Origin of the sequence: Nocardioides ferulae (genome assembly GCF_003660455.1) — a bacterium.
Classification (GTDB): domain Bacteria; phylum Actinomycetota; class Actinomycetes; order Propionibacteriales; family Nocardioidaceae; genus Nocardioides; species Nocardioides ferulae.
The window spans coordinates 23610-49172 of record NZ_QZVR01000019.1 but is presented as its reverse complement, the minus strand read 5'-3'; the positions used below and the strand labels follow the sequence as shown (position 1 = coordinate 49172).

The 25563-nt window shown below is 73.1% G+C and carries 24 protein-coding genes; 9 read left to right on the top strand and 15 right to left on the bottom strand.

Features of this window, described 5'->3' with window-relative positions; translation table 11 throughout:
* Positions 1-17: 17 nt before the first annotated feature.
* The 3 genes from D6B71_RS17555 to D6B71_RS17545 form a co-directional block, all read right to left on the bottom strand.
* Positions 18-2162, bottom strand: a complete 2145-nt coding sequence (locus tag D6B71_RS17555; RefSeq protein ID WP_121257467.1) for a methyl-accepting chemotaxis protein — start codon at positions 2160-2162, stop codon at positions 18-20.
* Between the two features lie 89 nt (positions 2163-2251).
* Positions 2252-2449: a ferredoxin gene (locus tag D6B71_RS17550; protein WP_121257465.1), complete on the bottom strand. Its 198-nt coding sequence runs from the start codon at positions 2447-2449 to the stop codon at positions 2252-2254.
* On the bottom strand, positions 2446-3924 hold the full coding sequence (locus tag D6B71_RS17545; protein WP_121257463.1) for a fatty acid desaturase: 1479 nt from the start codon (positions 3922-3924) through the stop codon (positions 2446-2448). Before D6B71_RS17545 ends, D6B71_RS17550 begins: the two co-directional genes overlap by 4 nt.
* Before the next feature lie 465 nt (positions 3925-4389).
* Here D6B71_RS17545 and ppgK point away from each other — a divergent pair, with 465 nt between their 5' ends.
* Positions 4390-5184, top strand: coding sequence for a polyphosphate--glucose phosphotransferase (gene ppgK, locus D6B71_RS17540; RefSeq protein WP_121257461.1), 795 nt, complete (start codon positions 4390-4392; stop codon positions 5182-5184).
* Here the strand turns inward: ppgK and D6B71_RS17535 are convergent.
* Positions 5166-5630 carry a MarR family winged helix-turn-helix transcriptional regulator gene (locus D6B71_RS17535; protein WP_121257459.1) on the bottom strand — a complete coding sequence of 155 codons (465 nt, stop codon included), beginning with the start codon at positions 5628-5630 and terminating at the stop codon, positions 5166-5168. The two genes, ppgK and D6B71_RS17535, sit on opposite strands and share 19 nt — an antisense overlap.
* A 65-nt stretch (positions 5631-5695) precedes the next feature.
* Here D6B71_RS17535 and D6B71_RS17530 point away from each other — a divergent pair, with 65 nt between their 5' ends.
* Positions 5696-7900: an MMPL family transporter gene (locus tag D6B71_RS17530; protein ID WP_121257457.1), complete on the top strand. Its 2205-nt coding sequence runs from the start codon at positions 5696-5698 to the stop codon at positions 7898-7900.
* Positions 7901-8132: 232 nt separating this feature from the next.
* Here the strand turns inward: D6B71_RS17530 and D6B71_RS17525 are convergent, their stop codons facing one another.
* From D6B71_RS17525 to D6B71_RS17505, 5 genes are all read right to left on the bottom strand, one after another.
* Entirely contained in the window at positions 8133-8993 is an 861-nt protein-coding gene (locus tag D6B71_RS17525; protein ID WP_206051835.1) for an ABC transporter ATP-binding protein, read from the bottom strand.
* Positions 8990-9826 carry an ABC transporter permease gene (locus D6B71_RS17520; RefSeq protein ID WP_206051834.1) on the bottom strand — a complete coding sequence of 279 codons (837 nt, stop codon included), beginning with the start codon at positions 9824-9826 and terminating at the stop codon, positions 8990-8992. Before D6B71_RS17520 ends, D6B71_RS17525 begins: the two co-directional genes overlap by 4 nt.
* A gap of 1 nt (position 9827) precedes the next feature.
* Positions 9828-10832, bottom strand: a complete 1005-nt coding sequence (locus D6B71_RS17515) for an ABC transporter substrate-binding protein (RefSeq protein WP_121257453.1) — start codon at positions 10830-10832, stop codon at positions 9828-9830.
* Between the two features lie 78 nt (positions 10833-10910).
* Complete coding sequence (locus D6B71_RS17510) at positions 10911-11117, bottom strand: YbdD/YjiX family protein (protein WP_206051833.1); 207 nt, start codon at positions 11115-11117, stop codon at positions 10911-10913.
* The gene (locus D6B71_RS17505) at positions 11114-13285 is read right to left on the bottom strand and encodes a carbon starvation CstA family protein (protein ID WP_276311013.1); all 2172 of its coding nucleotides are present in this window, start codon (positions 13283-13285) and stop codon (positions 11114-11116) included. Before D6B71_RS17505 ends, D6B71_RS17510 begins: the two co-directional genes overlap by 4 nt.
* A gap of 128 nt (positions 13286-13413) precedes the next feature.
* Here D6B71_RS17505 and D6B71_RS17500 point away from each other — a divergent pair, with 128 nt between their 5' ends.
* From D6B71_RS17500 to D6B71_RS17490, 3 genes are all read left to right on the top strand, one after another.
* On the top strand, positions 13414-14004 hold the full coding sequence (locus tag D6B71_RS17500) for a TetR family transcriptional regulator (protein ID WP_164519727.1): 591 nt from the start codon (positions 13414-13416) through the stop codon (positions 14002-14004).
* A gap of 63 nt (positions 14005-14067) precedes the next feature.
* Positions 14068-16494, top strand: a complete 2427-nt coding sequence (locus D6B71_RS17495) for an MMPL family transporter (RefSeq protein ID WP_121257449.1) — start codon at positions 14068-14070, stop codon at positions 16492-16494.
* A 150-nt stretch (positions 16495-16644) separates the two neighbouring features.
* On the top strand, positions 16645-16824 hold the full coding sequence (locus D6B71_RS17490; protein WP_126688305.1) for a hypothetical protein: 180 nt from the start codon (positions 16645-16647) through the stop codon (positions 16822-16824).
* Between the two features lie 28 nt (positions 16825-16852).
* On the opposite strand, the gene D6B71_RS17485 is transcribed toward D6B71_RS17490, so the two are convergent.
* From D6B71_RS17485 to D6B71_RS17475, 3 genes are all read right to left on the bottom strand, one after another.
* Positions 16853-17512 carry a hypothetical protein gene (locus D6B71_RS17485; RefSeq protein WP_121257445.1) on the bottom strand — a complete coding sequence of 220 codons (660 nt, stop codon included), beginning with the start codon at positions 17510-17512 and terminating at the stop codon, positions 16853-16855.
* Positions 17509-18150 carry a nitroreductase family protein gene (locus D6B71_RS17480; protein ID WP_121257443.1) on the bottom strand — a complete coding sequence of 214 codons (642 nt, stop codon included), beginning with the start codon at positions 18148-18150 and terminating at the stop codon, positions 17509-17511. Before D6B71_RS17480 ends, D6B71_RS17485 begins: the two co-directional genes overlap by 4 nt.
* Before the next feature lie 146 nt (positions 18151-18296).
* Entirely contained in the window at positions 18297-19142 is an 846-nt protein-coding gene (locus D6B71_RS17475; RefSeq protein WP_121257441.1) for a YwiC-like family protein, read from the bottom strand.
* Positions 19143-19258: 116 nt separating this feature from the next.
* Between D6B71_RS17475 and D6B71_RS17470 the strand changes: the two genes are divergently transcribed.
* Positions 19259-20029, top strand: a complete 771-nt coding sequence (locus D6B71_RS17470; protein WP_240641520.1) for an enoyl-CoA hydratase-related protein — start codon at positions 19259-19261, stop codon at positions 20027-20029.
* Positions 20026-21123, top strand: a complete 1098-nt coding sequence (locus D6B71_RS17465; protein WP_121257439.1) for an App1 family protein — start codon at positions 20026-20028, stop codon at positions 21121-21123. The genes D6B71_RS17470 and D6B71_RS17465 overlap by 4 nt, the downstream gene beginning before the upstream one ends.
* Positions 21124-21139: 16 nt before the next feature.
* Here the strand turns inward: D6B71_RS17465 and D6B71_RS17460 are convergent, their stop codons facing one another.
* Entirely contained in the window at positions 21140-22021 is an 882-nt protein-coding gene (locus D6B71_RS17460; RefSeq protein WP_121257437.1) for an aldo/keto reductase, read from the bottom strand.
* Positions 22022-22083: 62 nt separating this feature from the next.
* Positions 22084-23736, bottom strand: coding sequence for a bifunctional NAD(P)/FAD-dependent oxidoreductase/class I SAM-dependent methyltransferase (locus tag D6B71_RS17455; protein ID WP_121257435.1), 1653 nt, complete (start codon positions 23734-23736; stop codon positions 22084-22086).
* 75 nt (positions 23737-23811) lie between these two features.
* Between D6B71_RS17455 and D6B71_RS17450 the strand changes: the two genes are divergently transcribed.
* Entirely contained in the window at positions 23812-24369 is a 558-nt protein-coding gene (locus tag D6B71_RS17450; protein ID WP_121257433.1) for a helix-turn-helix domain-containing protein, read from the top strand.
* Positions 24370-24448: 79 nt separating this feature from the next.
* Entirely contained in the window at positions 24449-25315 is an 867-nt protein-coding gene (locus tag D6B71_RS17445; RefSeq protein ID WP_126688304.1) for an MFS transporter, read from the top strand.
* On the opposite strand, the gene D6B71_RS17440 is transcribed toward D6B71_RS17445, so the two are convergent.
* Entirely contained in the window at positions 25281-25553 is a 273-nt protein-coding gene (locus tag D6B71_RS17440) for a hypothetical protein (RefSeq protein ID WP_121257429.1), read from the bottom strand. The two genes, D6B71_RS17445 and D6B71_RS17440, sit on opposite strands and share 35 nt — an antisense overlap.
* Between the last annotated feature and the right edge of the window lie 10 nt (positions 25554-25563).

Below are 25563 nucleotides of genomic sequence, written 5' to 3'. Positions count from 1 at the left end.
TCGGTCGCAGTTCTGTGCTAGACCCGGAACGATCGGGACAGGTCGGTCAGCCGGGAGACGGTGCGCCCGAGCTCCTCGGTGGCCTGGGCCGACTCCTCGACCGCGCTGCGGGTGCGCTCCATGGTCTCCTCGACCTCGCGCAGCGCCCCGGAGATCTGCCCGGTGCCAGTTGCGGCCGCGGAGACGTTGCGCGACATCTCGTTGGTCGTCGCGGTCTGCTCCTCGACCGCCGCCGCGATCGCGGTCTGGTAGTCGTCGACGCGGCCGATGGTGCCGGTGACCGCGGCGATCGCCTGCACGGCGCTGTCGGTGTCGCCCTTGATCTCGCCCACCCGGGCGGCGACCTCCTCGGTGGCCTGGGCGGTCTGCCGGGCGAGCTCCTTGACCTCGCCGGCCACCACCGCGAACCCCTTGCCCGCCTCGCCGGCGCGGGCCGCCTCGATGGTCGCGTTCAGGGCCAGCAGGTTGGTCTGGGCGGCGATCGCGGTGATCACGTCGACGACCTCGGCGATCCGCACCGACGACGAGCTCAGCGTGCGCATCACGCCTTCGACGTCCGCGGTCAGCGCCACGCTCTGCCGGGCCACGTCGGCCGCCTCGTGGGCGTTGCTGGAGATCTCGGCGATCGAGGCGCTCATCTCCTCCGAGCCGACGCTGAGCGTCTGCACGTTCTCGGTGATCTCGGCGGCCGACCCGGCGGCCTGGCTGGAGAGCCGGGTCGCGGCGTCCGCGGAGCCGCGCAGGTCCTGGCCGACCCCGCCGAGCCGGCGGGTGGCCTCGTCCACGCGCCCGGCCTCGCCGCCGATCTCGGCCACCAGGTCGTGCAGCTGGTCGACGGCCCGGTTCAGCTCGCGGCTCATCGTGCCGATCTCGTCGCCACCGGCGTCGTCGACGCGCACCGTGAGGTCGCGGTCGGCGAGCGAGGTCATCGCGGCCGTGAGCGTCGCCATCCGCGACGACATCCGCCGGGCGACGAGCCACGCGACCAGGGCACCGACCAGCACCAGGAGCACCGCGGCCACGATGAAGTCGCGCAGCATGGCGGAGCGGCCCTCGGCCAGCGCCTCCGCCGCGGCGGCGAAGTCGGGGCCGTAGGCCTCGACCACGACGGCCCACCCGTACTCGGGGTAGAAGGCACTGTGCACCGAGGTGTCGGCGACCGGTGCGTCGCCGGCGCCGGGCAGCCGGTAGGTCTGCGCGGACAGCTCGCCGACGCCGAGCTCCTTGGCGCGAGTGAGCACCTCCTCGACCCAGGGGCTGCCCTCGGCGTCCCGGTCGCCGAGCACCTCACCGATGCGGCTCTCCTGGCTCGAGGCGAGGACCCGGCCGAAGTCGGCGTCCCCGGTGCTGACCAGCGAGACCGTGCCGTGCTCGCCGACGGTGGTCTCGGCCAGCGCCTCGGCCAGCGGAGCGATCGCCGCGTCCATCGGGACACCGACGAAGACGGCACCGATCACCCGGCCGGCGTCGTCACGCAGCGGGTCGTAGGCAGTGACGTTCCAGGTGTCGACGACCAAGGCGATGCCCCGGTACGACGCGCCGTCCGCGATCGCGGCGGCCACCGCGTTGGCGCTCCCGTCCGCGTTCTCGGCCGGGATGTAGGTGCCGATCGCACGCTCCCCTTCCGCAGTGCGCACGGTGGTCGCGACCCGGAGCAGGTCGCCGCGGGGGTTCATCCGCTGGAAGATCGTCACGCTCGCCCCGAGCATCCGGCTCAGCTCGTCCACGACCGGGGTCGGGCGCTTCGGGTCGGTGTTCTGGCCCAGCCAGGTGCCTGCGTTCGACAGCCGCGGCAGCCGGATGGACCTCGCCTCCCCGCTGACCTGGTCCACGGCGCGCCAGGCGACGGAGCCGGTCGGGTCCTGCCGCACCCCGCCGGTGCTGGCGATGGCGGCGTTGGCGACCTGGACGCTGCGGTCCTGGGAGGCCTGGACCGACGACCCCACCGCACCGACCAGGCTCGACACGCCTGCGGTCACATGCTCGATGTCGGAGGCGACGAGGTCATCGACGCGGTGGTCGGCCTCGGCGGTGAACTGGTTGGTCTGCCAGGCACCGACCCACACCAGGATGGATGCGGTGATCACGACGCTCCCGGCACCCAGGGCCACCAGTCGGTGGCGCAGCTGCCAGGAGGCACGGCGCAGCACACGAGTCGTCATGCCCCTCAGATCGGCATCCTCCCGAGGGCATCCCAGCCCGACGGGGTAAAATCTCACCCCGACGGTGGGCGTCGGCCGCACCCCCGGGGTCAGCCCGCCAGGCTGAGCGCCTGCACCGGACAGGAGGCCACCGCCGCGGCCACCCGCCCCCCGTGCTCGGGCGAGGGGGCCTCGCGCAGCACCGACATCTGCTCGTCGTCGTCGAGCTCGAAGTAGTCCGGCGCCATGGCCTCGCACATGCCCAGCCCCTCGCAGCGGTCGCGGTCGACGACGATGCGGGCGCTCATCGCGACGAGTCCGCTCGGTCCAGCGGCACGAAGTCGACCTTCTCGCGCACCCCACAGTCGGGGCAGCACCAGTCGGCGGGGATCTCGGCCCAGGCGGTGCCGGCGGCGAACCCCTCGTGCTCGTCCCCGGCCTCGACGTCGTAGACGTAGTCGCAGTTGGGGCACCGTGCGGCGAGCACCTCCGGCACCGCGCCCGGGGTCGTGTCCATCGCGGCGGCGGTCCCCACCGGGTCTGCCGGCGGCGGGAAGGCGCCCAGCACCTTGTCGCGCTTGCGGGGCTGGATGTTCGCGCGTCGCAGGTCGCCGTCGAAGTGGGCCGCCACGCGTGGGTCCATCACCCGGCGCCACAGCGGCGGGAACAGCGCCAGCACGATCATCCCGGCGTAGCCGGTGGGCAGCACCGGCGACTCCTCGAAGTCGCGCAGCGTCTGGTAGCGGCGGGTGGGGTTGGCGTGGTGGTCGCTGTGCCGCTGCAGGTGGTAGAGCAGCACGTTGGTCGCGATGTTGTTCGAGTTCCACGAGTGGGAGGGGTCGACGCGTTCGTAGCGCTGCCTCTCTCCGGCGCCGACGCGCTGGCGCAGCATCCCGTAGTGCTCCATGTAGTTGACCACCTCGAGCAGCGAAAACCCGACCACCGCCTGCACGAGCAGGAACGGCAGGATCCCGATGCCGAGCCACGCGACCAGCCCGCCCCAGAGCACGGCCGACATCAGCCACGCGTTGAGCACGTCGTTGCCGAGCCGGAAGGGGTGCTGCTTGCGCCGTGCGTAGCGTCGCTTCTCGAGGTTCCAGGCGCTCTTGAGCGAGCCGGTGACGGTGCGGGGCCAGAACGCGTAGAAGCTCTCGCCGATCCGGCTGCTCGCGGGGTCCTCCGGCGTCGCGACCCGCACGTGGTGGCCGCGGTTGTGCTCGATGTAGAAGTGGCCGTAGAAGCTCTGGGCCAGCGCGATCTTCGACAGCCAGCGCTCGTGGCTCTCCTTCTTGTGGCCGAGCTCGTGGGCGGTGTTGATGCCGATGCCGCCGATGCAGCCGATCGAGATGGCCAGGCCGAGCTTGTCCCAGACGCCCAGGTCACCGTGGCCGAGCGGGTCGCCCTGGGCGATCAGCCAGAAGGCGCCGACGAACCCGGCGTACTGGATCGGCAGGAAGAGGTAGGTGATCCACCGGTAGTAGCGGTCCTGCTCCAGCGCCTCGATGACGTCGTCGGGCGGGTTGGAGCGGTCCAGCCCGATCGTGAGGTCGATCGCGGGCACCACCACGAGGATCACGAACGGCCCGATCCAGAAGAAGCCGCCCCAGCCGGTCACCGCCCAGGCGGCGTAGGCGATGAACGCCAGCGAGGGCACGACCAGGCCGATCAGCCACAGGTAGCGCTTCTTGTCCTTCCACTCACTCGTGGACCCAGCGGGCACCGTGCTGTTCGGGATGCTCTCGCCGCCGGGACGCTCGGTGGTCTTGCTCGGTTCGGACCCCATGCCCTCGAACCTTCCTGTCGTCGGCCGTGCCGACCGGTCTCTTGGGCACCGGCTCGGCGTGGTTTACAGGACTGTAAGGTTTGTAAACCGAGATTGACAAGGGTCTGACAGATGTCAAGTTCTCCCGGCGTCTCGGACGACCGGTCCGGCGACGGGCCGGGCATGGGGTCGACCTCGGGTCGACGACTCAAGGAGCCCCTCAAGACTCCCCTCACGTGGTTGCTCAGGACGAGGCAGCTCTCCGGCGGCTCAGGGGTTGCTCAAGCCAGCGCCCCTGGCTCAACAGAGGCTCAAGGCCGGCCATGCGTACGCCGTCCAGCGCGGCGGCGGCTCAGGCTCGACCCCGATCCGGCCCAGCTCCGGCTCAGGTCCGACCCAGGTGCGGCTCGACCCGACTCCGGGCCAGGTCGGGGCCTGACGGCCCTCGAAGTTGTGGGACGCGCCGAGGTTGGGAACCCTGAGGGGATGACGACCCAGCCGACCCCGTCGACGCACCGGCCTTCTCACCGCCTGAGCCCGTCCGCGCACCCGCTCGGCATCGACTTCGGCGGCACCGGGATCAAGGGCGCCCCGGTCGACCTCGAGCTGGGCGACTTCGCGCAGGAGCGGGTGCGCGTCCGCACCCCCCAGCCGGCCACCCCGGAGGCCGTCGCCGCGGTCTTCAGCGAGCTCCTCGCGCACTTCCCCGACGCGACCGGCCCGGTCGGGGTGACGGTGCCCGGCATCGTCCGGCACGGCGTCGTCCATTCGGCCGCGAACATCGACGGCTCCTGGGTGGGCACCGACGCGGATCGGCTGATCACCGAGGCCACCGGTCGGGAGGTGCACGTGGTCAACGACGCCGACGCGGCCGGCCTGGCCGAGGTCCGCTACGGCGCCGCCCGCGGCCGGGAGGGACTCGTCATCGTCACCACGCTCGGCACCGGGATCGGCGCGGCACTGGTGTTCGACGGGGTGCTGGTGCCGAACGCCGAGCTCGGCCACCTCGAGATCGGCGGCCGGGACGCCGAGACGTGGGCGGCCAACAGCGCCCGCGAGCGCGAGGACCTCTCGATGGCGGCGTGGGCCGAGCGGCTGACGACCTACTACCGCACGCTGGAGAAGCTGTTCTCCCCCGACCTGTTCGTGGTCGGGGGAGGCGTGAGCAAGCGCAGCGACGAGTTCCTGCCCCTGCTCGACCTCGACACCGAGATCGTGCCGGCGTCGCTGCGCAACAAGGCCGGCGTCGTGGGCGCCGCGCTCTACGCCTGCGAGGGCTGATCGCCGGCCAGCTCCTCGAAGGCCGCCACGGCGCCGCGCAGGTAGCGCTCCACCACGGCGAGCTCGGCCTCGTCGAAGTCGTCCTCGAGCCGGCGCATCGCCTCCAGCATCGGGGCGAGGTGGCCGAGCACCTCCGCGCGCCCCGAGTCGGTCAGGTGCACCTCGACCCGTCGGCGGTCGGCGGGGTGCGCCCGCCGCTCGACGTGACCACGAGCGGCCAGCCGGTCGACGACGCCGGTCACCGCGGGGGTGGTGAGCTCCAGCGCCCGCGCGAGCTCGGCGGGCCCGGGCGCCGCTCCCGGGCCGAGGCGGTCGAGCAGGCGCATCTCGCTCTCGCCCAGGCCGGCGCGCCGCGCGACGGCCTGGCGGGCGCGGGCACCGGTCTCGACCACCGCGCGCAGCGCCCGCATGGTGGGTGAGCCCCGGGGGACCGGAGAGGTGGGCATTTTGTTTCACCTGCTTAGTGACTAGGCTACCTAGCGAATTCTACCGTCCACGGGAGGCGAGCGCCATGAGCCCGACCCAGGAGACCCCGCCGGCCCCCGGCCCGCACCACGAGCGACCCGGTCGGCTGGTCGGCGCGGTGACCGGTCGGCGTACCGCCTGGCTCTTCGCGCTGATCCCGCTGGTGCTCGCCGTGCTCGCCATGGGCGCCCTCGGGGAGGGCGAACGCGACCGGCTCAGCACCGACCAGCTGCCGGCCGGCCTGGACAGCACCCAGGGCACCGAGCTGCGCGAGCGGCTCCCCGAGAGCGACAGCCAGGTCGCCGTCGTGCTCTTCACCGCCGACGAGGGCGAGCTCTCCGAGGAGGCCCTGGGCGAGCTGGAGCAGGTCGCCGGGGACGTCGGCGCCGTGGCCGCGGGCGACGAGTCCGGCTCGACGACCGGTGGCTCGGGCTCGGCCGGTCAGGACACGGGTCAGGGCTCGGGGTCGCCGTCGGGTGAGGCCGCGGGCGGGCCGCCGCTGCTGACCCCGGCAGAGGACGGCACCGCCGCGATCGCGATCGTGCCGGTCGACGCCAGCACCTCCAGCGCGACGGCCGACGCGGTGACCGAGCTGCGCGACCGGGTCGACGACGCGGTCCCGGACGGCGTGACCGGGCAGGTCACCGGACCGGCCGCGATCCAGGCGGACCTCGCCGAGGTCTTCCAGGGCGCCGACCTGACCCTGCTGCTGGTCACGGCGTCGGTGGTCGCGCTGCTGCTGGTGCTGACCTACCGCTCCCCCGTGCTGTGGATCGTGCCGCTCACCGTCGTCGGCATCGCCGACCGCTTCGCCGCGGTCGCCGCCACCCAGGTGATGGCGCTGCTCGACGTCGCCTGGGACGAGTCGACGGTCGGCATCCTGTCGGTGCTGGTCTTCGGCGCGGGCACCGACTACGCGCTGCTGCTGATCTCGCGCTACCGCGACGAGCTGCGCACCACCGAGTCGCGGCACCTCGCGATGGCGACCGCGCTGCGGCGTACCGCCGAGGCCGTCCTCGCCAGCGCGACCACCGTGGTGCTCGGCGTCCTGACGCTACTGCTCTCGCTCACCCCGTCCACTCGCGGGCTGGGCGTCGCCTCGGCGATCGGCATCGTGGTCGCGGCGGCGTTCGTGCTGCTCGTGCTGCCGGCGGCGCTGGTGCTCTTCGGCCGGTGGGTCTTCTGGCCGCGGGTGCCGCACGTCGGCGAGACCGCCCTGGTCGACTCCGACACGCTCTGGCACCGGGTCGGCGGCTGGGTGGCCAAGCGCCCGGGAGCGTTCGTCGCCGGCACCCTGGTCGCGCTGGCCGTGCTCGCGATCGGCGTGTTCCGCATCGACACCGGCCTCGACACCGACGACCAGTTCCTCGACGAGCCGGAGGCGATCACCGCCTCGCAGCGCCTCGAGAAGTCCTTCCCCGTCGGCTTCTCCGACCCCACGCAGATCATCACCGCCGCCGACGCCCAGCAGGTCCTCGGCGTCGTGAAGGACGTCGACGGCGTCACGTCGGCCCGGATCAGCAACGAGGGCGAGGGGGTCGCCCAGATCGACGCGGTGATCGACGCCGAGCCGGGCTCCTCGAGCGCGCAGGACACGATCGGCGGGCTGCGCGACGCGCTGTCGGACTTCGACGACACCCATGTCACCGGCACCGAGGCCGAGGCGCTCGACGAGGCCGACGCCGCTTCCCGCGACCGGACGGTGATCCTGCCGCTGATCCTGGCGCTGGTGCTGGGCGCGCTGCTGCTCCTGCTCCGCGCGGTGGTCGCCCCGGTGCTCCTGGTGCTGACCGTGCTCGCCACCTACGCCGCGAGCCTGGGGGTGTCGTGGTGGATCTTCACGGGGCCCCTCGGCTTCGAGGCGCTCGACTCCGGTGCGCCGCTGATGGCGTTCCTGTTCCTGGTCGCCCTCGGCGTCGACTACAACATCTTCCTGGTCACCCGCGCCCGGGAGGAGAGCGCCGCCCACGGCACCCGCACCGGCATGCTGCGCGGCCTGTCGGCCACCGGCGGCGTCATCACCAGCGCCGGCATCCTGCTCGCCGCGGTGTTCCTGGTGCTCGGCGTGCTGCCCTTGGTCGTGCTCGCCCAGCTCGGCGTCATCGTCTGCATCGGCGTGCTCCTCGACACCCTGGTCGTGCGCACCGTGCTCGTGCCCGCCCTCGCCCTGCTCCTCGGCGACCGCTTCTGGTGGCCCGGCCGCCTCTCCCGCCCCCGCGGCGCCGACCCGGAGGGAGCCGGGGTGCGGTGAGGCCGGCCGCGCCCGGCGGGAGAACCACCGCTCAGGCGGTGAATCTCCCGCTGGGAGGCGAAACTTGGTCTCCCAGCGGGAGTTTCGTACGCCCAGTGTGACGCGTGTGGGACGACACCGCCCGAAGATCGCGTGGCCGCCCCGATGAGCGACCGACCACGCAGCGGTGCGACTCGCTGCCGCTGGGAGACAGCGGATCACCCGTCTGCGCCGGCCCGCCGGTGCTGCCTCGTCACTCGGGGCGGTGTCCGGCGTGCACGAGCTCGGACAGCCGCCGCTCCAGCTCGTTGAAGTCCGCGGCGTTGACGTCGCGGTGCTCACCGAGCGTCACCGGCACGATCTCGGCGATGCCACCGGGTACGCCGTGCGCCGCGCCACCGGACATCACCACCACCCGGTCGGCGAGGTAGACCGCCTCCTCGATCGAGTGCGTCACCAGCAGCACGGTCGTGCCGGTCTCGCGGTGCAGCCGGCGCAGCTCGTGCTGCATGGTGGTGCGGGTGAGGGCGTCCAGCGCACCGAACGGCTCGTCCATCAGCAGCACGGCCGGGTCGTTGGCCAGCACCCGCGCGATCGCCACCCGCTGCTGCATCCCGCCCGACAGCTCGCCGGGGAACCGATCGGCGAAGCGGGTCAGACCCACCACCTCGATGAACTCCTCGGCGATCCGGTGCCGCTGCCCGCGCGGCAGCCGGCGCTGGCGCAGCCCGAACCGGACGTTCTCGGCCACGGTCAGCCACGGGAACAGCCCGTAGTCCTGGAAGACCACACCGCGGTCGGGCCCGGGCCGGGTCACCGGCCGGCCGCCCACCTCGACGCGGCCGCGGGTCGCGGGCTCGAACCCGGCGAGGATCCGCAGCAGCGTGCTCTTGCCGCAGCCGCTGGCGCCCACCACCGCGACGAACTCGCCGGCCGCCACCTCCAAGTCGACGCCGGCCACCGCGTCCACGCCGGCGGCGCCGCGAGCGGCGTACCGCTTCGTCACCCCCTCGAGCAGCACCCGCCCGGCGTCCGCGTGCCGGGTCAGCCGCGACAACGACGGGGCGGGCCCGGTCGCGGGGGGTGTGGCCGCCCCGGGCCGAGGGGCGCTCACGCCTCCCTCACCAGCGGTCGCCGGCCGAACAGCAGCCGCAGCCCGTGCACCAGCGCCCGGTCGGAGAGGAATCCGGCCATCCCGATGACGATCATCCCGACCACGACCCGGTCGGTGCGCACCTGCTCGCGGGCCAGCGTGATCATGCTGCCCAGGCCGGTGTCGATGCCGTTGGCCTCCCCGAGCACCAGGATCACCCAGGCCAGGCCGAGCCCGATCCGCAGGCCGCTGACGATGCCCGAGGTCGCGGCGGGCACCACCACGCCCAGCAGGACGCCGGCCGGACGGGTGCCGAGCATCCGGGCCGCCTCGACCAGCCGCGGCGGCACCTCGCGCACCGCCGCGACCGTGTTGAGCAGGATCGGGAAGAACGCCGAGAGCGTGATCAGGAAGATCGTCGCCTGGCCGCCGAAGCCGATGATGAGCAGCACCAGCGGCACCCACGCGGTCGCCGGGACCGGACGGAACAGGTTGACCGCCGGGTCGAGCGCGGCGTGCACCCAGCGGAACCGCCCCATCAGCACGCCCAGGGGTACGCCGAGCGCGGTCGCGAGCGCGAAGCCCCCGAGCACGCGGCGGGTGCTGGCCCACAGGTGCTCCCACAGGGTGCCGCTGAACGCGTCGTCGTAGACGCCGCCGAAGGCGAAGTCCCAGGTGAGCCGCGCGACGTCGAGGGGCGGCGGCAGGTAGCCCATCTTGATGTCGAAGACGAGCACCCACTGGCCCCGGACGCCCAGGTCCCACAGCAGCACGATCAGGCCGAGCACGCCGGTGCCCAGGGCGGCTCGCAGCCCGCGCTCCACCCAGGGAGCGGCCTCTGTCTCGCCCGCCACGTCAGGACCCGGTCGGCTCGTCGCGGGAGGCGAAGCCGGTGTCGACCAGGTCGGTCAGCGGCGGGGCCTGGTCGATCATGCCCAGCCGGGCCATCTGGGCGGCGAGGTTGCCGATCTGCTCCTCGTAGGTCGGCGAGAGGTCGGCGCGCAGCCAGAAGTTCTCCAGGGCCGTCTCGAAGACGGCCTCGTCGCCGCCGTACTCGGCGACCATCTCGGGCAGCCACTCGTCGATGTGCCCGGCCATGTAGTCGGTGGCCGCGGCATGGGTGTCGACGACGGCCTGCACCAGCTCGGGGTCGTCCTCGATGGTCGTGGCCGTGGTCAGCAGGGCGATGTTGAGGCGCCCGATCTCGGTGGAGTACGGGTCGGCGATCTCGTGCCCACCGGCCGCCTTGGCCAGCGAGACCCCGATCTCGGGGGCGGCGAACGCGTCGATCTGCCCGGTGTCGAAGGCGTTGAAGAACTCCGGCGCCGAGAGCGACACCAGGTCCAGGTCGTCGACGTCGACCCCCTCGCGCTCGAGGATCAGCCGCAGCGCCACCAGCTGGGAGCTGGACTCCAGGTAGCCGACCTTGCGGCCGGCCAGGTCGGCGACGGAGTCGATGCCCGGGCCGCCGATGATGCCGCTGCCGCCGTCGGCGGCCGCGGCGACGATGCGCACGTCGCGTCCGGTCGCGGCGCCCGCGACGGTCGCGGTGATGCTGCCGACGACGAAGTCGACGGTGCCGCTGGCCAGGGCGTCGTTGAGGGCCGGCGCGGTCTCCAGGGCGACCACCTCGAACTCGAGGTCGCCGGCGCCGGCCTCCTCGGCGTGGTCGGCGTACAGGTAGGGCGCGTAGAAGTGCGGCTGGCCGCGCAGGGTGCCGATCTTGACGGTGCCGCCGCCCGCACCGGCGGGCTCCTCAGCGGTGTCGCCGCCGGTGGAGGTGCAGGCGGTGAGGGCGGTGCCCAGGGCGAGCAGGAGGGCGGCCGCGGCGGGCCGGAGGGAGCGGAGTTGCGGGCGCATGCGGACATGCTGGGCGGGCCGTGTTGCGCCGGTGTAAGACCGCCGTTGCAGCCAGGCTGCGTTTGCGCAACCTGCGTTTCAGCAGCAGCGCCCCTGGGGGTGCCGCTCGCGGTGGTCCACGCGGGCCCGCTCGTACGCCGCCCGCGACAGCGGGGTGCGGCCCTCGGCGCGGCAGGAGTCGAGGTAGCGCTGGTAGCGGCCCGCCCCGGAGATCTCGCGCAGGTACCAGCGCAGGTACCCGTGCACGCCGCCGAGGAGCCGTCCTCCCGGCTCGGGCCCGCTCACGACCGGCCGCCGGTGAGCACCAGCTGCGACTCGACCTTGGGCACCTCGGTGGTGGGCGCCGTGCCGCCGTTGCGCAGCGTGCGCACGCACACCCACGCGGCGTTGAGCACCACGAGGACGACGAGGATCGCGAAGGTCGCCTGGAGGGTGCCGTTGAGCATGGAGTTGGTGATCACCTGGTCCATCTGGGCGGCGTCGGTCGCGGGGGCGAGCACCTCGCCGGCGTCGCGGGCGTCGCGGAAGACCTGGGCCTGCTGGAAGTAGCCGATCTTGGGGTCGTCGCTGAACACCTTCTGCCAGCTGGCGGTGAGGGTGACGACGAGGTCCCAGGCCAGGCCGATGCCGGGCACCCAGGCCCACCGCGCCTTGCCGTGCTTGACCAGCAGCGTGGTGCACAGGGTCAGCGCGATCGCGGCGAGCAGCTGGTTGGCGATGCCGAACAGCGGGAAGAGCTGGTTGATCCCGCCGAGCGGGTCGGTGACGCCGACGTACAGCATGCCGCCCCACAGGCCCACCACCACGGCGCTGGCCGACCACGAGGCCGGCTTCCAGGAGGTGTCGCCGTAGCGCCGCCACACGTTGCCGACGCTGTCTTGGAGCATGAACCTGCCCACCCGGGTGCCGGCGTCGACGGCGGTGAGGATGAACAGCGCCTCGAACATGATCGCGAAGTGGTACCAGAAGGCGGCCAGACCGCCGCCGAACGCCTCGGTGAAGATCAGCGACATCCCGAACGCGAGGGTGGGCGCGCCGCCGGTGCGGGAGATCAGCGAGCTCTCCTCGATCGAGGCCGCGGCGGCGGTGAGGTCAGCGGGACTGATCGTGAAGCCCAGCGTGCGGACGAACTCCGCCGCGGCCTCGGGGGTCCCGCCGGTGGCGCCGGCCGGCGAGTTCATCGCGAAGTAGAGGCCCTGATCGATCACGCAGGCGGCCATCAGCGCCGAGATCGCGACGAACGACTCCATCAGCATCCCGCCGTAGCCGATGGCGCGGATGTGGCTCTCCTTCTCGATCATCTTGGGCGTGGTGCCCGACGAGATCAGCGCGTGGAAGCCGGAGAGGGCACCGCAGGCGATCGTGATGAACACGAACGGGAACAGCTTGCCGGCGAAGACAGGGCCGGTGCCGGAGGTGGCGAAGTCGGAGACGGCCGGCGCCGACAGGGTCGGGGCCGCGAGCAGCAGCCCCACCGCCAGCAGCACGATGACACCGACCTTCATGAACGTCGACAGGTAGTCACGTGGGGTGAGCAGCATCCACACCGGGAGCACCGAGGCGAAGAAGCCGTAGCCGATCAGCAGGAAGGTCAAGGTCTCCGGGCTGAGCGTGAGGGCGGACTCGATGCCCATCTCCTCGACGTAGGAGCCGCCGGCGATCGACAGCAGCAGCAGGGCCACGCCGATGCCCGTGACCTCGAGCACGCGGCCGGGCCGCAGGTAGCGGAGGTACCAGCCCATGAACAGGGCGATCGGGATGGTCAGCCCGATCGAGAACACGCCCCATGGGGACTCGGCGAGGGCGTTGACCACGACCAGCGCCAGCACGGCCAGCAGGATGATCATGATCGAGAAGACCCCGATCATCGCGGCGTAGCCCCCGACGACGCCGATCTCGTCGCGCACCATCTGCCCCAGTGAGCGGCCGTCGCGGCGCAGCGAGAAGAAGAGCACCACCATGTCCTGGACGGCGCCGGCGAGGATCACACCGACGACGATCCAGATGGTGCCGGGCAGGTAGCCCATCTGCGCCGCGAGCACCGGGCCGACCAGTGGGCCGGCGCCGGCGACGGCGGCGAAGTGGTGTCCGAACAGCACCCGCTTATCGGTCGGCTCGAAGTCGTGACCGTTGCGCAACCGCTCGGCCGGGGTGGCCCGGGTGTCGTCCACGCCGAGGACCCGGTAGGCGATGAACTTGGAGTAGAAGCGGTAGGCGATCGCGTAGGAGCACAGCGCGGCGAACAGGATCCACAACACCGAGATCTCCTCGCCCCTGGCGAGGGCGAGCACGCTCCAGCAGGTCGCCCCGACGAGGGCGACGACCACCCAGAGCGCCGCCTGCTTGGGGTCGGTCCCGCGCGCTCCCGGCGGACGGCCCCTGCCGGGTTGTCCGCTGCCGGCGCTGCGGCGGTTCGACGACGGGGACGGACCGGACGGGTTCGACATGGCCATGGCTTGGTGCTCCTCCCGAGAGGGCCGCCGGTGCGGCGGCCTCCCGCCGCGTTCTACCGCACCGGATGTGAGCACCACCACCCCCCAGTTCTTTGCACTGCTTGATCCTGAGTGCAACACTGCACTATGTGAGTCAAAGTGCATCCCTCCGGGAGAGGCGCCGCCACGAGACCTCATTCCGGATCAGCGCCGAGGCTCGCCGGCTCACCGACGCCCACGGCCTCGACGGCTGGACGATGGACGAGCTCGCCGCGGCGGCCGATGTCTCCCGGCGGACCCTGTTCAACTACTTCCCGGGCAAGATCGACGCCGTGCTGGGGGAGCCACCGCAGGTCCCCGACGACCTGCTCGCCACCTTCCAGGCGGGGGGGCCAACCGGCGACCTCCTCGAGGACATCGGCGTCGTGATCCAGTGCGTGCTGCAGGTCGACGCCGAGGACCGTGAGTCCCTCGAGCTGGGCCGCCGGCTCCTCAAGGGCACCCCCCGCCTGCTCGTGGCCGCCCACCAGCGGTTCGAGGCGAGCACCGACGAGTTCGCGGCGCTGCTGCGCACCCGGTCGACGGCCGACATCTCCGAGAACGACGCCCGACTGCTCCTGCGGATGCTGGTCGCGCTCTACGACAACGTGCTCGAGCGCTACCTGGCCGAGCCGCCGGGCCGCAGCTTCGCGGAGCTCTACGCCGACACCCTGCACGCCGCACGACGGCTGCTCGGCTGACCGCCAGGGCCGCCACACCACCCTTCCCTCCCACCCTCACCGATCCCCCAGCCAGGAGACCCCATGGCCACCCTGCTCTACCGACTCGGCAAGGCCGCCTACCGGCGGTGGCCGCTGTTCCTCGCGGCGTGGGTGCTCGCGTTCGTCGCCGTCGGCGGCGTCGCGGCCACCATGTCCAAGCCGATGACCGACGCCTTCTCGATCCCCGGCATCCCGTCCGAGGAGGCCGCGGACCTGCAGTCCGAGCTGTTCCCGGGCAGTGTGGACGCCTTCGACCAGGCCACGGTCAACGTCGTCGTGGCCGCACCCGAGGGCAGCACGCTGGACGACCCGGAGTACGCCGACCGCGTCGACGCCCTGGTCGAGGATCTGGCGGCGCTCCCCCAGATGCCCGACGGCTCTGACCCGACGAACCCGCTGCCCGCAGACCCGGTCGAGGCCGCGGCCGCGCAGACCGAGCAGATCGTCGCCGCCCAGACGGCGTCCGGTGCCACCCATGAGCAGGCCGAGGCCAACGCCCAGGCCCTCTCCCCGCTCGCCGAAGGCGGCCGGGTCGGCCTGATCACCTTCGACTTCGACGTCGAGTCCTTCGCCGACCTCGAGCCCTCCACCGTCGAGGCGCTGCACGACACCCTCGACGAGCACCGCACCTCCGACTTCACCGTCGAGGCCAACGGCAGCGGCGTGACCGGCATGACCGAGCTGGACGGCAAGGCCGAGCTGATCGGCATCGCCGTCGCCCTGGTGATCCTGGTGCTCACCTTCGGCTCCTTGGTCGCCGCGGGCGGCCCCGTCGTCACCGCCATGGTCGGCGTGGGCCTCGGCATCACCGGCATCACCGCGATGACCGCGTTCACCGACATCGGCTCCACGACCCCCATGCTGGCCACGATGATCGGCCTGGCGGTCGGCATCGACTACGCGCTGTTCATCCTGGCGCGCTACCGAACCGAGCTGCACCACACCGACGACCGCGAGGAGGCGGTCGGCATCGCGGTCGGCACCGCCGGCTCCGCGGTGGTCTTCGCCGGCCTCACCGTGCTCATCGCGCTGGCCGCGCTCTCGGTCGTGCGCATCCCGTTCCTGACCACGATGGGTCTGGCCGCCGCGGCCACCGTGTTCATCGCGGTGCTGGTGGCGCTCACCCTGCTGCCGGCCGGCCTGGGCATCTTGAAGTCCAAGGCCTTCGGCGGCCGGGTGCGCCACTACGCGCCCAAGCGCGAGGCGGACGGCCACATCGTCAACAACGGCGTCCGCTGGGCCCGTCTCGTGGGCCGCGCCCCGATCGCGGTGGTGCTGCTCGTGGTCGTCGTCCTCGGGTCGCTCGCCATCCCGCTCAAGGACCTGCACCTGGCGTTCCCCACCGACTCCACGGCGTCCTCCGACACCACCCAGCGCAAGGCGTCCGACGTGATCGCCGAGGCGTTCGGCCCGGGTCGCGACGCGCGGATGCTGGTGGTCGTCGACGCCCGCGAGATCGACGACCCCGAGGAGCGCGGCGCCGCGTTCGGCGCGGTGGCCCAGTGGGCCGCGTCGCAGGAGGGCGTCGAGAACGCCCAGGTCGTGATGTCCAACGCGGTCACGGACAAGGACGGCAACGTCACCGAGCCGGCCACCGGCGCCCAGGTGATGATCACCCCCGAGACCGGTGCCGACGACACCGCCACCGAGGACCTGCTCGCCGACCTGCGCGACAGCGAGGCGGCGACCGAGGCCGAGACCGGCACGACGATCGGCGTCACCGGCCTCACCGCGATCACCGTCGACGTGTCGGAGCGGCTCGCCGACGCGCTGCCGATCTATCTGCTGGTCGTCGTGGGCCTGGCGTTCATCCTGCTGACGCTGGTCTTCCGATCCCTGCTGGTGCCGCTGACCGCGACCCTCGGGTTCGTGCTGTCGGTGCTGGCCACGCTGGGCGCCACCGTCGCGGTCTTCCAGGAGGGCGCGTTCGGGATCATGGAGGGTCAGCCGATCGTCAGCTTCATGCCGATCTTCCTGATCGGTCTGGTGTTCGGCCTGGCGATGGACTACCAGGTGTTCCTCGTGACCCGGATGCGCGAGGCGCACGTGCACGGCATGTCCACCCGCGACGCGGTGGTCGACGGATTCCGCAACAGCGCCCGCGTGGTCGCCGCCGCCGCGGTGATCATGATCTCGGTCTTCGCCGCCTTCATGCTGATCGACGAGCCGATCATCAAGTCGATGGGCTTCGCGCTGGCGGTCGCCGTCCTCTTCGACGCGTTCGTCGTGCGGATGGCACTGATCCCCGCGCTGATGTACCTGCTCGGCGAGAAGGCCTGGTGGATCCCGCGCTGGCTCGACAAGCTGATGCCGAACGTCGACGTGGAGGGTGAGCAGCTCGACCGGCCGCACCTGCGACCGGGCCAGCGCTCGCTCGCCGACGAGGAGAACCTCGAGCCGATCGACGACGTCGACGAGTGGGAGGCCCGGCCCGAGACCGCCGGCGAGGACGCCCCCGCCCGCGCCTGACCCGCGCTGTCGACCCGACCGCCCGGCCCCGGTCCCACCGGTGGCCGGGCGGTCGGCGCTTCTCCCGCTGCGACCCGGTGCGAGAAGCGACACGTTTGCGGAGGGCCCGAAGTGAGAACCCTTCTCTCGACCTACGAGAGGAAGTTCCCGATGGCTTTCGCAACCGCCTTGGTGGTGGCGTTGACCGTGTTCGTGCTGGTGGTTCCGGCCGCCATGGTCGCCGTGCTGGTCTACGCGGCCCCGGGCCGCGCCCGTCGGGTGGCCCAGGCCGCTCCGCTGCGGGTCCGCGCGGCCGAGCCTGTGGCGCTCGCGCAGGAGGTCGCTGCCTGAGGCTCCGGCGGCCGAGCCCTGCCGAGACCTACCCGATCAGGACCCCGGTGACGCGGGCCGGCTGCTGGTAGCCCACCGGGTTGTGGTGCCCGTCGAGCAGCACCTTGACGGTGCGGTCCCCCAGATCGAGCAGCAATGCGTCGTCCTCGATCTCGAGCACGTCGCCGGAGACCACGTAGCGCTCGCCCTCGAGGCGCTCCAGCTCGGCACCCGGCGGGCAACGGCGGACGTCCTCGGTGGCGAGCAGCCGCAGCTGGGGGCGCAGCCGGCCGCGGTGCCGCCAGGCCAGCACGACCATCAGCAGCAGCACGAGGTCGGCCACCACGGTCAGCACGAGCATCCCGCGGCCGCGTACCTCCCCGTCGACGGTGTGCAGGCCCGGCTCGTCCTCGACCACCCGCACCCGCACGGTGCCGGTGCGCTGGACCTCGTCGTAGGTCGACTCGTCGACGACGACCGGCCAGACCGATCCCCCGGCGGTCTCGTCGTCGGTGAGCGTGAACTGCACGCGGTACGTCGGCTCCTCGCCGTCGTCGGCGACGCCGAGGCCCTCGGCGCGGGCGGTGACGTCGACCCCGTTGCGCTCGACGGTCCAGTCGCGCCAGGCGCTGTGCACCAGCGGCAGGTTGACCAGCAACGCGGCCAGCACCGCGAGCACGAGCAGCGACGCGGTGCGGGTGCCCCTCATCGAGTGCTCCCGGTCGTCGCCGGGCTCCAGGCCCTTCCCCAGGCGCCGGCGTGGACGAAGGTCTCGGCCGGTCGGCGGCGGCGTTCACGCTGCTCGCGCGCGGCGGTGTCGTCGTCGGCCCGGTCGGGGTCGCCGTGCCGGCCGAGCGCGATGCCGGTCAGCAGCCGGTAGTGGCTCGGCACGCCGAGGGCGGTCGCCACGGCGTCCTTGTCGAAGCCGCCGAACTGGTGCACGGCCAGGCCGAGCGCGGTGGCCTGCAGGGTGAGGTGGGCGGCGGCCTGGCCGAGGTCGTAGCAGGACTCGGCCTCACCCTTGACCCCCTTGTCGGTGGCGTCGTCGGGGTCCGCCGCGACCTTGGCCGCGGCCAGCACGACCGCGGAGGCCTGCGGCACCCACGACCGGTTGCCCCGGCTGAGGTGGTCGAGGAGCACGTCGTGGCCGGCGCCGTCGCGCTCCAGCACCAGGAACGCCCAGGGCTGGATGTTGCCCCAGCTCGGCGCCCAGCGCGCCGCCTCGATCACGTCGCCGAGCTGGTCGGCGGTCAGCCGGTGCCGGGCGTCGAAGACGCTGGGGCTCCAGCGCGACCGCATCGGCTCCGCCAGCCGCTCGGCGGCAGGCATCGGGGCGTGGGAGGACATGGCTGCCAGTATCCCCGGGGCGTCCTGACCGCCGTCGCTTCGCCCCGCTGGACGCATGTAACGCGGTGTCCGGGTATCTACCGCGGTGTCCGGACACCGCACCACCTACCTGGACACCGCGTTACAGCCGGCGTGTCGGGCGAAGGTCAGCCGAGGGCCGCGAGCGCGGCGACCGCGACCGCCACGAAGCAGGCCAGCTCGATCATCCCGATCCGGCCGGGACGCCAGGTGCGGCCCGGCATCAGGAACGTCCGCGCCGCGACCGCGGCGAAGACCACGGCGAGCAGCACCGCGCCGGCACCGGCCGAGCCGACAAGCTCACCCTCACCGGCCAGGACCGCGACCGCCGCGCCCGGCACGCAGAGCACCGAGAAGGCCTGCGACAGCCGGGTGAACCGGGGGTTGCGGCGCTCCCGGATCAGCGACTTCACGTGCAGGGTGGAGCCCAGCAGGGTCATCGCACAGACCGCGGTCAGGGCCACCACCGGAGCGCTGTCGACGGCGTCCCACGGCGGCGTCCACGTCTGTTCGCCGCCGACCACGGCCACCACCAGCGGCACCATCAGGCAGGCCTCCGCGATCAGCACCAGGTCGTTGGCCAGCGCCCGCTCGTCGTGGCGCCGCGCGTAGCGGACGTTCACCGCGAAGAGCGCCGCGTAGGCCAGGCCCACCCACACCAGCCAGGGGCGCAGCAGCACGAGCAGCAACGCCAGCGGCAGCACGAGCGCGCCCCACACCACCGCCGGCCGCACGAACCGCTGCGTCCTCTTGGCAGAGAGCAGCCCCGTGGCTGCCCACGAGAACGGATACGCCGCGACCCAGGCCACAGCGAGCGGCATCAGCAGCCACGAGGCGCCGGCCCGGCTGCCGCCGAGGACCAGCGGCAGCGCCAGGAACGCCCAGGCGCCGTGCTGGGGCGGGAACAGCCCGTGCAGCGGCGAGCGGCGGCGCTCCGGCCGCGGTGTGGTCGGGTCGGCGGCTCTGGCCACCATGGTCTGCCTCCCGGTGAACGCGGTGGGCTGCGGTGTCGTGGGCCATCCTCCCACCGTCCGGACGCCCCCCCGGCCTTTCACCAGCGACGTCCCGGTACGCCGTACGCTGCCTCCTCGTGAGCGAGGAGCTGAGCCAGGACCTGATCGTCACCCGGGGCGACGGGGTCGTCGAGGTGACCTTCAACCGACCCGAGCGGCGCAACGCCTTCACCCGGGCGATGTACGCCGAGCTGCGCGAGCTGTGCGCGGACCTGCAGCACGACGAGGGGGTCCGGGCGCTGGTGCTGCGCGGCGCGGGCGGCAAGGCGTTCGCCGCCGGCAACGAGATCTCCGACTTCGTCGACACCGACGCGGTCGGCTACGAGAACTGGATCCGCGAGCTGCTGGAGGCGCTGTTCGCGCTGCCCCAGGTCACGATCGCGGCCGTCGACGGGGTCTGCGTGGGCGGCGGCCTGGCGGTGGCCACCCACTGCGACCTGCGGATCGCGACGCCGGGGTCGCGCTTCGGCTACCCGATCGCCCGCACGCTGGGCAACGCGCTCTCGGCCTCGATCGTCTATCGCTGTGCCGCGGTGTTCGGCGAGTCGCTCACCCGCGAGATGCTGCTGACCTCCCGGCTGGTCGACGCCGACCGCGCCTACTCGGTCGGCGCGTTGCTGGCGGTCACCGCCGACCTGGACACCGAGGTCGCCTCGGTGCTCGACGGGCTGCGCGTCGCGTCGGGAGTCACGCTGCGCACCACCAAGGCGCAGCTGCTCGACCGGGCCCGTGTGGCCGAGGCGTCCCCGCGCGACGACGAGGCGCGGCTGCGCGAGGTCTACACCGGGCCCGACTTCGCCGAGGGCGTGCGCGCGTTCCTGGCCAAGGAGAAGCCGGCCTTCCGATGAGCGGACGCGGCAAGCGGGCGGTGGCTCGGCTCGAGCACGCCCTCGACGCGGCCCGGCTGCGCCGCCGGATCGACCGGCCGGCCGAGCACCTGCGCGTCGTCGCCTATCTCGGCCACGGCTCGGCCGGGCGGGCGCTGGTGCGCGGTCGGGTCCTCGACAACCGCGAGCCATCGCCGGTGACGGCCGGCGAGAGCGCCTGGGCCGCGGCCGGGCGCACCGTGAGCGGCTTCCTCACCGTCGAGCTGCCGGGGGTGCCGCTCCACGTCGAGGTCGGTGGCGTGCGGGTCGCCACCACCACCGACGGCGAGGGCTACTTCGACGTCGAGGTCGGCTCCGCGGCGGAGCCCGTGGCGCTCGTCGCGCCCTGGACCACCGCGCGCGTCACACTGGCCGAGCCTCACCGCGGGGTGCACCCAGGCGACCCGGGCGCCACCGCCGAGGCGCTGGTGCGGGTGCCGGCGGCCGGCGCGGCGTACGGCGTGATCTCCGACGTCGACGACACGGTCCTGCAGACCGGGGTGCAGCGCACCTGGTCGATGCTCCTGCAGACGTTCACCGGATCCGCGCTGACCCGCACCCCGTTCGCGGGGGCCGCCGAGCTCTACCGCCACCTGGAGGGCAGTGCGGGCAACCCGTTCTTCTACGTCTCGTCGAGCCCGTGGAACCTGCACGAGTTCCTGCTGGGCTTCCTCGAGCACCGGGGCTTCCCGGCCGGGCCGCTGCTGCTGCGCGACCTGGTCGGCGACGGCCGCAGCGGCACGCACCAGCACAAGCGGCAGCGGATCGAGGAGATCCTCGCCCTCCACCCCGAGCTCCCGTTCGTGCTCGTGGGCGACTCGGGCGAGCACGACCCCGAGATCTACGCCGACGTCGTGCGCCGGCACCCGGGGCGGGTGCTGGCGGTCTACATCCGCGAGGTCCGCCTCGACCCGGGCGACGGCCGCGTCGAGGCGGTCACCGACGCCTGGGACCACGAGGTCCCGTTCGTGCTGGCCGCCGACTCCGCCGCGGTCGCCCGGCACGCGGCCGAGCTCGGTCTGCTCGCTCCCGACGAGGTGGCCGAGGTGGAGCAGGCGGTCCGCGCCGAGACCTGAGCCGCTGCCGCGGGGGTCAGGCGTCGAGAGCGCGCAGCTCCTCGTCGGTGAGCTCCAGCTCCGCGGCGGCCGCGGAGTCGCGGATCGACTGGGGCCGCTTGGCGCCGGGGATCGGGATCACGACGGGAGACTGGGCCAGCTCCCACGCGAGCGCGACCTGCTGCGCGCTGACCCCGCGGGCCTCGGCGATCTCGGCGAACGCCGGGTGCTTGTCGGCCAGCGACTTGGCGTCGCCGAGCCCGCCGAGCGGGCTCCACGGCAGGAAGGCCAGCCCGAGCTCTGCGCACACGTCGATCTCGGGGCGGCTGGAGCGGAAGGCCGGCGAGTACTGGTTCTGCACGCTCACCAGCGAGTCTCCCAGCACCGCATGCGCGGCCCGGATCTGCTCGGGGTTGGCGTTGGAGAGGCCGAGCATGCGCACCTTGCCGGAGGCGGCGATCTCGGCCATCGTCGCGATCACCTCGTCGTAGGGGGTCTTGCTGCTCGGCCGGTGGTGCTGCCACAGCGCGATCTGCTCGACGCCGAGCCGGCGCAGGCTGTCGTCGACGGCCTGCTTGAGGTGGCCCGCACTGCTGTCGGTGCCCCAGCCGCCGCCCTCGGTGCGCACGTGGCCGCCCTTGGTGGCCAGGAGCACCCGGTCGCGGACGCCGAGCTCGTCGAGCAGCGAGGCGATGAGCAGCTCGTTCTCACCCTGGGCGGCGGCCCCCTTCTCCTCGCCGGGCCCGTAGGCGTCGGCGGTGTCGAAGAGCGTCACCCCCGCGTCGAGCGCCGCCCGGATCGTGTCGAGCAGCTGCTCGCGGGGCTGGGTGCCGGTCTGGTCGAAGGTCATCAGGCCGAGCCCGATGGCACCGACCTCGGTGCGGCCGACGGTGTCGTTGCCGATGCTGCGTGTCCTCATGCCTCGTTCCTACCAGCCGCCCGGGGACGCCGGCCGTCGGGTGGCTGGTACGCCGACGGACGTCACGCCCTGCGCCGGGTCGCGCGCAGTACGACGTCGTCGACGTGGTGGGTGCTGGCGGCCCCTGCCGGCCGGGGCCGGGTCTCGTGGATCTCGACCTGCCAGGTCTCGGGGTCGGCGGCGAGGGCGGCGGCGACCTCGTCGATCCCGACGAACGCCTCGGGGTCGTACATCCGGGTCTGGGTGGCGACGTCCACGGGCTCGCGCAGCGACGAGAGGTCGTGGTGGACCACCAGCAGCGTGCCGCCCGGGGCGACCGCGGCGAGCAGGTTGCGCAGGCCCCGTTGGTCGGGTGAGCGCTTGAACGAGCCGTACTGCAGCGAGACCAGGTCGAACGGCTCGGCACCGAAGGGGTCCAGGGCGGCCACGTCGCTGCGGACGAGGTCGATGTGCAGTCCGCGCCGCTCGGCCTCGGCGTCCACCCTGGCCAGCGCGTTCCCGGAGATGTCGTTGGCGGTGACCCGCCACCCCTGTTCGGCCAGCCACAGCGCGTCGGCACCCTCACCGGCCCCGATGTCGAGCGCCCTCCCCGGTGGGAGGTCGGCCACCTCGCGGACGAAGGTGCCGTTGGGGTTCCGGCTCCACGTCGGCTCCGCACCGCCGTAGCGGTGGTCCCAGTCGGCCTGCTCGCCACGGGTGCGGGCGGCGGCGTGCAGGTCCTCCTCGGCGAGGCTGAAGGCGACCATCGCGCCCACCTGACTGCCCTGGGCGGCCGCGGGCAGCACCTGGAGGGAGGGGTCGGTGACGTTGCCGGCCGCATACACGCCGGGGACGGCGGTCTCCCCGCGCGGGTCGACGGCGAGGACGTCGCCGGCGCCGGTCGGGTGCGGGGTGGCGGTGAGCCCGAGGCCGGCCAGGACCTCGACCCGGGCCCGGAAGCGCGACCCGACCACGACGGCGTCCGCCTCGAGGAGCCGGCCGTCCGCGAGCTCGACGCCGGTGACCTGACCGTCGGGGCCGGCGACCACCCGGCCGACCCGGCTGCGCTCCACACCGACACCCGAGGCGGCGAGGGCGGCGACGGCGTCCTCGTCGAGGCCGGTCTCGTCGTGCAGCACCAGGGTGAGCCGGTCGGTGAGGTGGCGGAAGAGGGGGGTGGGGTGGAGACCGAGGGGGTGGGTCACGATCTGCACCAGCCGCTGGTCGCGCACCTCGAAGCCGTGGCAGAACGGGCAGTGCACGGCGCCGCGTCCCCACTGCTCGGCCAGGCCGTCGATGTCGGGGAGCTCGTCTTCGAGGCCGATCGCGACGAGCACCCTCCGGGCCAGCAGCGCGTGGCCGCCGGTGAGGTCGAGCCGGAACCGGTTGTCCTCGCCACGGCGAACGCCCAGGACCCGCCCTGACAGCACCTCGCCGCCGTGGCTGCGGACCTCCTCGCGCCCGGCGGCGCGCAGGTCGCCGGGGGCCACGCCCTCGTGCCCGAGGTAGCCGTGCATGTGGGCGGCCGGGGCGTTGCGCGGGGTGCCGTCGTCGACGACGACGACGCTGCGCCGCTGGCGGGCCAGCTGCAAGGCGCCGGCCAGACCGGCGGCCGAGCCGCCGATCACGGCGACGTCGCAGACGCGCTCCACCGAAGGCGGTCCCGCCTCGCCGGAGGGTTCGTGGTGCCCGGCGTGCGGGGCCGGGCGGTGGCTGTGGGGGCTGTGTTCGCTCATGCTCTCGACGGTAAGGGCTCGACCTGTTCCCGCAAAGGGTCTTGCGGGATTCGCAAGAGGTGCGAGGATGGGCCTATGAGCGAGATCGCCGATGTCGAGTCGCTGGCGCGCACGCGCCTGCGCAGCCTGCGGACCACCCTGGGCTACTCGCTCGAGGAGCTGGCCGAGCGCACGCACCTGAGCGCCTCGACGATCAGCCGCATCGAGACCGGCAAGCGCACGCTGGGCCTCGACGTGCTGGTGCCGCTCGCGGCCGCCCTCCAGGTCAGCCTCGACGTGCTGTTGGAGGTGCCCGACGACGACGACGTCGTCATCCGCCCGGTGGCGCACCACGACGGCGGCCGGACGACGTGGCCGCTGAGCCGTCCCGACGGGCGCACGGTCGCGATGAAGATGCGCTTCGAACCCTCCACCTCCCGGCCCGAGCAACGCGTGCACGCGGGCCACGACTGGTTCCTCGTGCTCGAGGGGCGCGTGCGCTTGTGGCTGGGCGAGCGGCAGATCGACGTCGCCGCCGGCGAGGCCGCCGAGTTCGCGACGATGGTGCCGCACGCGATCACGGCACTGGAGGAGCCGGCGGAACTGATCATGGTCTTCGACCGGGACGGCCAGCGCGCCCACGTGCACCACTGACGGACGACGCGGCCTGTTCGGCGAGCTCGGCGCCTGGCGCACGGCCTTCGGCCTCCTCGCCGGCCTGACGGTCCTGATGATGCTCGTGGCCCACCGTGCGCTGCCGCGGACCGAGCGCGGCCCGTCGAGCAGCCCGGTGCCGCGGGGCTCCCTCGCCCTGATGACGGCGGCCGTCGCAGGCTTCAGCGTCGCCAGCATCGTCCCTGTCGGAGGGTGGACGGTCCTCCTGCTGCTGTCCGGGGTCGCGCTCGGCGGCTGGTTCGTCCACCACGAACGCCGGACGGCGGCGGCGGTCCTGCCGTCGGTGACCTTCCGGCGGTCTGCTCCGCTGAAGTGGATCTACGTCGCGGTCGGCGTGCTGGCCTTCGGCATCGGAACCGAGGCCTTCATCCCGTTCTTCGGCCAGGAGTTGGGCGGCATGACGCCGCTGGTCGCGGGCTTCCTCGGCGCGGCCCTGTCCTTCGGCTGGTCGGTCACCCAGGTCGTCAGCGCCAACGCACGCACGGCTACCACCGTCCGGACCGTGACCGTCGCCGGGCCGGGGCTCCTGGCGGCCGGGCTCGGAGTCACGGCGCTGCTGCAGCAGGAAGGCCCGGCGACCGCAGTGGCGGCGCTGTGGTTCCTCACGCTCTTCATCGCCGGGGCGGGTATCGGGCTGGCGTTCCCGCACCTCGCCGTCGCCGCCTTCGGCAGCGTGGCCGATCCCGAGGAGGCGGCCAAGGCCTCCGCCGGCATCAACACGGTGTTCCTGATCGCGAGTGCCTTCAGCTCCGCCCTCGCCGGCGTGCTGGTCAGGGTGGGCGAGCCGTCGATCGTCAGCTCCGCGCAGTACCTGCTCGGCGGGTTCGCCGGCGTCGCGCTCCTCGGCGTCGTCCCGGCGGTCGTCGCGAGCCGCTCCGCCGCTCGGGCCGTCAGTCGCGGGGCGCCGAACCGGTCGGGAGTCTGACCGCCCCGGCCGGCGCCCCGGACCCGTGCTGGCCGATGCGGGGCACGCCGACCTCGCGTGGGTCGACGCGGTGGGCGACCGGCTCGGCCGCGCCGTAGAAGGCCTCGCTGGCGCTGGCTGCGCTCGCCGAGCCACTCGCGTCGTCGGGCGGGAACGTCACCGGCTCGGTGGCGATGCCGTCGGGGTCAGCTCTCGTCCGCCGTTGACAGAACGCACGGTCGATGAGTGGCGATCCCATGGGAGGAACG

What these genes read in the sequence shown, in the direction of transcription:
- D6B71_RS17555 (WP_121257467.1), bottom strand. Translation starts at nt 2,162, where the DNA reads ATGACGACTCGTGTGCTGCGCCGTGCCTCCTGGCAGCTGCGCCACCGA.
- D6B71_RS17550 (WP_121257465.1), bottom strand. Translation starts at nt 2,449, where the DNA reads ATGAGCGCCCGCATCGTCGTCGACCGCGACCGCTGCGAGGGGCTGGGC.
- D6B71_RS17545 (WP_121257463.1), bottom strand. Translation starts at nt 3,924, where the DNA reads ATGGGGTCCGAACCGAGCAAGACCACCGAGCGTCCCGGCGGCGAGAGC.
- ppgK (WP_121257461.1), top strand. Translation starts at nt 4,390, where the DNA reads ATGACGACCCAGCCGACCCCGTCGACGCACCGGCCTTCTCACCGCCTG.
- D6B71_RS17535 (WP_121257459.1), bottom strand. Translation starts at nt 5,630, where the DNA reads ATGCCCACCTCTCCGGTCCCCCGGGGCTCACCCACCATGCGGGCGCTG.
- D6B71_RS17530 (WP_121257457.1), top strand. Translation starts at nt 5,696, where the DNA reads ATGAGCCCGACCCAGGAGACCCCGCCGGCCCCCGGCCCGCACCACGAG.
- D6B71_RS17515 (WP_121257453.1), bottom strand. Translation starts at nt 10,832, where the DNA reads ATGCGCCCGCAACTCCGCTCCCTCCGGCCCGCCGCGGCCGCCCTCCTG.
- D6B71_RS17505 (WP_276311013.1), bottom strand. Translation starts at nt 13,285, where the DNA reads ATGGCCATGTCGAACCCGTCCGGTCCGTCCCCGTCGTCGAACCGCCGC.
- D6B71_RS17495 (WP_121257449.1), top strand. Translation starts at nt 14,068, where the DNA reads ATGGCCACCCTGCTCTACCGACTCGGCAAGGCCGCCTACCGGCGGTGG.
- D6B71_RS17490 (WP_126688305.1), top strand. Translation starts at nt 16,645, where the DNA reads ATGGCTTTCGCAACCGCCTTGGTGGTGGCGTTGACCGTGTTCGTGCTG.
- D6B71_RS17485 (WP_121257445.1), bottom strand. Translation starts at nt 17,512, where the DNA reads ATGAGGGGCACCCGCACCGCGTCGCTGCTCGTGCTCGCGGTGCTGGCC.
- D6B71_RS17480 (WP_121257443.1), bottom strand. Translation starts at nt 18,150, where the DNA reads ATGTCCTCCCACGCCCCGATGCCTGCCGCCGAGCGGCTGGCGGAGCCG.
- D6B71_RS17475 (WP_121257441.1), bottom strand. Translation starts at nt 19,142, where the DNA reads ATGGTGGCCAGAGCCGCCGACCCGACCACACCGCGGCCGGAGCGCCGC.
- D6B71_RS17465 (WP_121257439.1), top strand. Translation starts at nt 20,026, where the DNA reads ATGAGCGGACGCGGCAAGCGGGCGGTGGCTCGGCTCGAGCACGCCCTC.
- D6B71_RS17460 (WP_121257437.1), bottom strand. Translation starts at nt 22,021, where the DNA reads ATGAGGACACGCAGCATCGGCAACGACACCGTCGGCCGCACCGAGGTC.
- D6B71_RS17455 (WP_121257435.1), bottom strand. Translation starts at nt 23,736, where the DNA reads ATGAGCGAACACAGCCCCCACAGCCACCGCCCGGCCCCGCACGCCGGG.
- D6B71_RS17450 (WP_121257433.1), top strand. Translation starts at nt 23,812, where the DNA reads ATGAGCGAGATCGCCGATGTCGAGTCGCTGGCGCGCACGCGCCTGCGC.
- D6B71_RS17445 (WP_126688304.1), top strand. Translation starts at nt 24,449, where the DNA reads ATGCTCGTGGCCCACCGTGCGCTGCCGCGGACCGAGCGCGGCCCGTCG.
- D6B71_RS17440 (WP_121257429.1), bottom strand. Translation starts at nt 25,553, where the DNA reads ATGGGATCGCCACTCATCGACCGTGCGTTCTGTCAACGGCGGACGAGA.